Raw genomic sequence first — 6,000 nt, forward strand, 5'->3', positions numbered from 1 at the left:
GTCCCGCTCCACGTAACCTCAGATGACGTTTCAGCGATTGCGCCGGGCGTTGACCAGTTCCGTGACAACACCGTGCAGAGTGCGCAGTTCCTGCTCCGTCACTTCGCCACGGGTGAAAAAATGCCGGATGTTGCGCACCATGCCCGGACGCTTCTGTTCGTTGCGCAGGAAGCCACAGTCGTCCAGTTCCCGCAGAAGATGGCGCATGAAATTGTCCAGTTCACCCTTGGTGGCCACATGCGTCTCGTTGGTCATCAGTTCGCGTGGCGGCGTGTCGTCCTCGGTCATCCACCATTCATAGGCCATGATCATCACGGCCTGAGCGAGGTTGAGGGACATGAACGCCGGATTGAGCGGATAGCGGATCAGGGCATCGGCGCGTGCCATGTCCTCGTTGTCCAGACCGGCGCGTTCGGGGCCGAACAGCAGACCGACCTTCAGGCCGCGTGAAGTCGCCTCGCGCAGTTCCACAGCGCCACCACGGGCCGTCAGAACCGGTTTGACGATGTGGCGAGGGCGCGGACAGGTGGCGTAAACATGGTGGAGATCCGCTACGGCGTCGTCCACCGTTTCGAACACGGTCGCTTCTTCCAGAATGCGGTCTGCCCCGGAAGCGGAGCGCCACGCGCGGCTTTGCGGCCAACCATCACGGGGGGCGACAAGACGCATGTGGAACAGGCCGCCATTGGCCATGGCGCGGGCCGTTGTGCCGATGTTTTCGGCCATCTGTGGCCGGACAAGGATCACGACCGGGCTGTTGCCGATTGGGTGCAGGTCGGCCCCGCCGTCGCGCCCGGTCATGCGCGCCTCCATGTCGTGCCGGATGACCCGTCTTCCAGCATCACGCCCTTGTCGGACAGTTCCTTGCGGATAGCGTCGGCACGGGCGAAATCCTTTGCCGTGCGGGCCGCCAGACGCTCCGCGATCAGGGCGTCGATCTCGGCTTCGGACGGTCCGTCGCCAGCCTCTCCGCGGAACCACGCCTCTGGCTCCTGCATCAACAGGCCAATCGTGCGGCCCGAGGCCAGCAGATCGACGGCGGCATCCTTGTTACCTGCCAGTGCTGCCGTCGCCATGGCATGGAGTTCGGCAATGGCAAGCGGAGTGTTGAGATCGTCGCACAGGGCGGCGAGGAACGCGGCGGGAAGGGGGCGGTCCTCGACATCGAGCGGCCCCGCCATCTCAAGCGCCCTGTAGAACCGGTCCAGCGTGCGCCGTGCCTCATCCAGCCCGTCCCATGTGAAGTTCAGCACCGAGTGATATTGCGCGCCCATCAGCAGCAGGCGCAGGGCTTCGACCGGGCCTCGGGCCAGCACGTCACGGATGGTCAGGAAGTTGCCCAAAGACTTGGACATCTTCTCCCCATCCACCAGCAGCATGGCGTTGTGGACCCAGTAATTGGCGAATGTGCTGCCGGGAAAGCAGCACAGGCTCTGGGCGCGTTCGTTTTCGTGGTGGGGAAAGAGCAGATCGCTGCCGCCGCCATGAATGTCGAAGTTCTCGCCCAGATAGCGGTGCGACATGGCGGAACATTCGATGTGCCAGCCGGGGCGGCCGCGTCCCCACGGTGAGTTCCAGCCCGGTTGCGTCGGACGGGAGGGCTTCCACAGCACGAAATCGCCGGGATCGCGCTTGTAGGGAGCGACCTCCACTCGCGCGCCCGCCACTAGTTCGTCCGTGTCGCGGCCCGAAAGCGCGCCATAGGAGGGGAAGGAGGCGACGGCGAAGAGCACATGGCCCTCGGCCTCATACGCATGACCGAGTTCGATGAGATGGGCGATCATGGCCACCATCTCTTCGATGTTGTGCGTCGCGCGCGGCTCAATGTCGGGCGGCAGCATGTTCATCGCAGCCAGATCGGCGTGGAACTCGGCCGTGGTGCGCTCGGTCAGTTGCGCGATGGTCTCGTTGTTGGCCGCCGCGCGCGCGGTGATCTTGTCATCCACGTCCGTGATGTTGCGCACGAAGGTCACACGCGGATAGAGGCGGCGCAGCAGACGGGTGAGGATATCCGCCGTGAGCATGGCCCGCAGATTGCCCAGATGCGGCAGGTCATAGACGGTGGGACCGCAGTAATAGACGCGCACATGCTCCGGATCGAGCGGCTGGAAAGGCACATTCGCCCTCCGCTGGCTGTCGTGGAGCGTAAGCTGGGTCATGAGCGGCGGTGTCTCTGTTATCTCGAACGTGGGGCACGCCCCGGGCAGGGGAGAGTTCTGACCATATGGTCCTGATGGAGACCGGGAGATGCCCCGGAAGAGGGGGAAACGCAAATGTTTCCCCCTCTTGCAGCTCTGTCGTCGTCAAGTGGTCAGCGCGGCGCGACCCAGCCGTTGCCCGTGGAATCGCCCAGCGAGCCTGTGCCGGTCGGGCCGGAGTCCTGATAGGCCGAGCCGAACTTCGACAGGTCCGCGCCTGTGACGGCGTCGCGAGTGACATGCTGCGCATGGTCAGGATCGGGCCCGTGGGAGAGTTCCATGGACGGCGCATCCTGATAGCCCGGCGGCAATTTGCGACGACCGCGGACGCGCACGTGTTCATGCTGGCGGGACTGGACCGCAGCTGCGGAGGACGGATCTTCCTTCGTGGGATCGCCGGATGTCATTTCCACGCCCGCGAACGGGTCAGAGCCGGGCGCGGCCATCGCATGATGCGCCAGCGGTCCGCTGACGGCGGCCATCGCAAGAATGGCAACCGGAAGGCCGAGCCTGAAGCGAAAAATGGACATGATCGACCCAACCCTCTGCAAACCTTGTCACAGGCGGAAGATGGGAACGCGCCCACGGAGCACAAGACCGCCTGCTTCCTGTGGAGAAACCATTTCGCATGGAGTGATGGCTGACGGCAACATGGAGGACGCGATTTTGTGAAAAGGAGAGCAAAGGCTGGTGTCAGGAAGCGGATCTCCCCATGTAAAAAGAACCATGCCGCGACTGTTCTTTCCATGACCGTCGATCTGTTCGACCTGCCGGGGGCGTCGTCTTTTCGGCAGCGTGATCCTGTCATTCTGGATACAGGCGCCGTCCTGTTTCCCGGTATGGCACGTCGTGAAAGCGGCCCATTGCTTGACGCGGCCCGTGCGGTTGTCCGCGCTGCGCCTTTCCGGCATCTGATGACACCGGGCGGGCGGCGCATGTCGGTGGCCATGACTGCGTGTGGCGAATGGGGCTGGACGTCTTCGCTTGATGGTTACCGCTACAGCCGGACAGATCCACGCACGGGTGCGCCTTGGCCCTCCATGCCGGACCTGTTTCGCGATCTGGTGCGTCGGGCAACACATGAGGCCGGTTTTGCGCATGTGCCGCTTCAGTCGGGTCTTGTGAACCTTTATCGTCCCGGCACACGCATGTCGTTGCATCAGGATCGCGAGGAGCAGGCTCTTGACGTGCCGATTGTCTCGGTCTCGTTCGGAGTGGCGGCGACGTTTCTGTGGGGTGGCATGACTCGCGGAGACCCGGTGCGCAGGGTGCGGCTGGAGCATGGGGACGTGCTGGTGTGGGGCGGCCCTTCTCGCCTACGGTTTCATGGTGTGGCGCCGCTGGCGCAGGCGGAACATCCCGAGACGGGGGCATGCCGGGTGAATCTGACGTTTCGGCGTGTGACGAAATTGGCGTGACAGAACGGATTTTTCGCCTGGCCGTGTTGTCTGTCGGTGTCGGGCCGGAGTTCCATGAGCCGCTTTCGGCACCGTTTCTCCGACGGTCACCGCGCAGGTATTCTTGAGTGGGACGTGACTGCCACTCAGGTAAATGGAGCTATTGCGTGGGATGTGGCGCAGGCCGGCCGTCCATGACGGTAAAATCGAGCCGATAGACAGACTGATCTTGCGATCGTTTCTGTCCGGTCACGTGAACGGCCGGGTCTTGTGGAACCAGACAGTTCACCAGATGCACAATATCCGGTTCCGTGGCGGCGTTCGTATAGGTCAGACGGTAATGCCCGGCGGTCATGTGCATGGGCAGGTTGAACTGGAGTTCCACGACACCCGTGCCCGCTCGCAGGAGAGTCGTTGCAGGGAAAGCGCCACCGTCGAAGCGAAGGGTGGTCCTTTTTCCGTTCAGTGAAACGGACAGGTTTCGGGCGATCTTTTTCGCATAGGCCGTCTGTTCGTCGGGCGACAAAACCATGTCGCCGTTGCGGTCGATTTGTCCGATGACCTGCTCCGCCACATCGACGCCCGGTGTCAGCCGCACATGAAAGACCACCCTGTCGTGTTCCAAGATAATCGTCGTGGCCTGAAGATATTCATCCAGCCGGTGCGCCATGCCAACACCCGGAAACCCTGTGCTGACAACGATGGCCAGCGCACACCAGATGCGTTTTTTCATTGGACAGTGAATCGGCTGCCATAGCTGTTTGTCGGGTCGCGATAGACCGTGTGAACATGCATTGTGGCATCGCCGCCCACACCCTGCGGAGAAAACTCGATCAGAAGATGCGGCCCCTGAATCCGGTAATAGGACGAGCCGTTATGGCCGGGCATATGTGTCAGCGGCCCACTCCAGGCGAACCATGTCTCGTTCAGTCCGGCCTCAATCTCTTTCAGGCGTGGAGCGGCGTAAGCGTCGTTGATGATGCCGGCCCATTCCTCAATGACATCCATCAACAGTTTTTTCTGCGTGATGGTGAGAAAAGAGCCTTTGATTCCTTCAGGAACGATCACTTCACCATCGTGACCGGGACCGGAGACCAGATCGTCAACCTGATAGGGCAGGACAGCCTGTTGACGTTGTTGGGCACTCAGCGAGTCCAGCAGCGCGAACGCCTTGTCATTCTCTCCCGCCAGCACGCGCACCGTCCGGCCCTCTGTTCGATAGATCGCAGGCTGCGCTCCAGTGAGGGTCGGCGTCATGACGCCATGTTCGCCGTCGATCACCACATTGAGGCCGAGATGATGGCCGCCAAACTGCACCATCCACGGGGTTGTGGCGGACGGCTCACCAAATATGCCAATCGTGTAAACCGCTTTGCCCGACGCAAACGGTGTGCCGCTGTCGGCCAGAGCCTGATCCGAGCCCATGATGTCCAGCACTTTCTGATAGCCTTTGGCGCTCAGAAGAGTCTGTAACAGATGCAGCGCGGCGTCTCGTTGGGGCGCTGTCAGTTGTCCCATTTGCAAGCCGGGGCGTGGGACATCGCTGACCGGAAAGTTCGACCAGACCGCTTTGCCATACCGCTCACCGATAAATCCGCCTGGCGGCCCCATGCCCGGTCCCCGCGCCACTGGCGTCTGGGGCTGATCGTCTGTCACCGGCACCACGGGTTGCCCCGGTCCGGTTCGGCGGAATCTTGCCAGCGTGCCCTGTTTCGCGGCTGCAAAGGGAAATTGCACCGTTGGCCGGGCTTGTGGGGTGAATGTTTCGAGAAAAGCCTTGGCCGATTCAGTGATGATTCGGGTTTGGTTTATAGACATGCTGTTTCCCGAAAGTGCCGCTGTCGGCCCTATTTGCGCCATGGCTTTTTCGCCGCTGATAGGCAACGCTCCCAATAGGAGAGTGCTTGCGATTAAAAACCCTTTTCGTTTCAGAAACATTCTGTCCTGCTGGTCATTTTCCGGTATCCGCTTTCCATTCTCAGCAGGGCGAAACCTTGCCGCACCAGTGTCATGCGATCAAGGAGTTTACCCACCTTCCTTTTCCGCGTTCACATTGTCGTATCCGTCATGCAGCCCGCATGACGCCCCGAACCATCAAGTTTACCGGGAATCCGTCATGCCGAGCCTTCAGCCTGTTTCTTTTCCACGTTCCAAGCGGCAGGCGCTGTTGTGCGCGCTTGCTGCGGGCACGTTCCTCGCGACCGCTACTCCCATGCTCCGGCCAACCGCAGCGCACGCGACCGATTGTGTCGAGCTCGTGCATCATGCCATTCCGAATGCGACGTTTACGACGGTCGACGCGGAAATCTCACAGAAGGGTTGTACATCGGGTTAGATTATGAAAAAGTCTGTTTTGTAGAAAAGAAATTTCCATAATCATCAAGAAAACCCGATGCAGACAGAGT

Annotated in this window: 7 protein-coding genes; 2 read left to right on the top strand and 5 right to left on the bottom strand. The window is 61.2% G+C overall.

Going from position 1 to position 6,000, the window contains the following annotated elements:
- Positions 1-30 precede the first annotated feature (30 nt).
- From GOB87_RS07615 to GOB87_RS07625, 3 genes are all read right to left on the bottom strand, one after another.
- Positions 31-801: an RNA methyltransferase gene (locus GOB87_RS07615; protein WP_194303263.1), complete on the bottom strand. Its 771-nt coding sequence runs from the start codon at positions 799-801 to the stop codon at positions 31-33.
- A complete protein-coding gene (gene cysS, locus GOB87_RS07620; protein ID WP_166314550.1) occupies positions 798-2,159 on the bottom strand; it encodes a cysteine--tRNA ligase in 1,362 nt (453 codons plus the stop codon). The genes GOB87_RS07615 and cysS overlap by 4 nt, the downstream gene beginning before the upstream one ends.
- 152 nt (positions 2,160-2,311) lie before the next feature.
- Positions 2,312-2,728 (bottom strand): hypothetical protein, encoded by a 417-nt coding sequence (locus tag GOB87_RS07625; protein ID WP_166314553.1) that lies wholly within the window; start codon positions 2,726-2,728, stop codon positions 2,312-2,314.
- A gap of 216 nt (positions 2,729-2,944) precedes the next feature.
- Between GOB87_RS07625 and alkB the strand changes: the two genes are divergently transcribed.
- Positions 2,945-3,616, top strand: a complete 672-nt coding sequence (alkB, locus tag GOB87_RS07630) for a DNA oxidative demethylase AlkB (protein ID WP_166314556.1) — start codon at positions 2,945-2,947, stop codon at positions 3,614-3,616.
- 139 nt (positions 3,617-3,755) lie between these two features.
- Here the strand turns inward: alkB and GOB87_RS07635 are convergent, their stop codons facing one another.
- The gene (locus GOB87_RS07635; protein WP_242006230.1) at positions 3,756-4,328 is read right to left on the bottom strand and encodes a hypothetical protein; all 573 of its coding nucleotides are present in this window, start codon (positions 4,326-4,328) and stop codon (positions 3,756-3,758) included.
- Positions 4,325-5,413 (bottom strand): DUF3500 domain-containing protein, encoded by a 1,089-nt coding sequence (locus tag GOB87_RS07640; RefSeq protein WP_166314558.1) that lies wholly within the window; start codon positions 5,411-5,413, stop codon positions 4,325-4,327. Before GOB87_RS07640 ends, GOB87_RS07635 begins: the two co-directional genes overlap by 4 nt.
- Positions 5,414-5,711: 298 nt before the next feature.
- Here GOB87_RS07640 and GOB87_RS07645 point away from each other — a divergent pair, with 298 nt between their 5' ends.
- The gene (locus GOB87_RS07645) at positions 5,712-5,930 is read left to right on the top strand and encodes a hypothetical protein (protein WP_166314561.1); all 219 of its coding nucleotides are present in this window, start codon (positions 5,712-5,714) and stop codon (positions 5,928-5,930) included.
- The last annotated feature ends 70 nt before the right edge of the window (positions 5,931-6,000 follow it).

It is taken from the genome of Acetobacter estunensis, from assembly GCF_011516945.1.
In the GTDB taxonomy this organism is placed as follows: Bacteria; Pseudomonadota; Alphaproteobacteria; order Acetobacterales; family Acetobacteraceae; genus Acetobacter; species Acetobacter estunensis.

What these genes read in the sequence shown, in the direction of transcription:
- GOB87_RS07640 (WP_166314558.1), bottom strand. Translation starts at nt 5,413, where the DNA reads ATGTCTATAAACCAAACCCGAATCATCACTGAATCGGCCAAGGCTTTT.
- GOB87_RS07625 (WP_166314553.1), bottom strand. Translation starts at nt 2,728, where the DNA reads ATGTCCATTTTTCGCTTCAGGCTCGGCCTTCCGGTTGCCATTCTTGCG.
- GOB87_RS07645 (WP_166314561.1), top strand. Translation starts at nt 5,712, where the DNA reads ATGCCGAGCCTTCAGCCTGTTTCTTTTCCACGTTCCAAGCGGCAGGCG.
- cysS (WP_166314550.1), bottom strand. Translation starts at nt 2,159, where the DNA reads ATGACCCAGCTTACGCTCCACGACAGCCAGCGGAGGGCGAATGTGCCT.
- GOB87_RS07635 (WP_242006230.1), bottom strand. Translation starts at nt 4,328, where the DNA reads ATGAAAAAACGCATCTGGTGTGCGCTGGCCATCGTTGTCAGCACAGGG.
- GOB87_RS07615 (WP_194303263.1), bottom strand. Translation starts at nt 801, where the DNA reads ATGACCGGGCGCGACGGCGGGGCCGACCTGCACCCAATCGGCAACAGC.
- alkB (WP_166314556.1), top strand. Translation starts at nt 2,945, where the DNA reads ATGACCGTCGATCTGTTCGACCTGCCGGGGGCGTCGTCTTTTCGGCAG.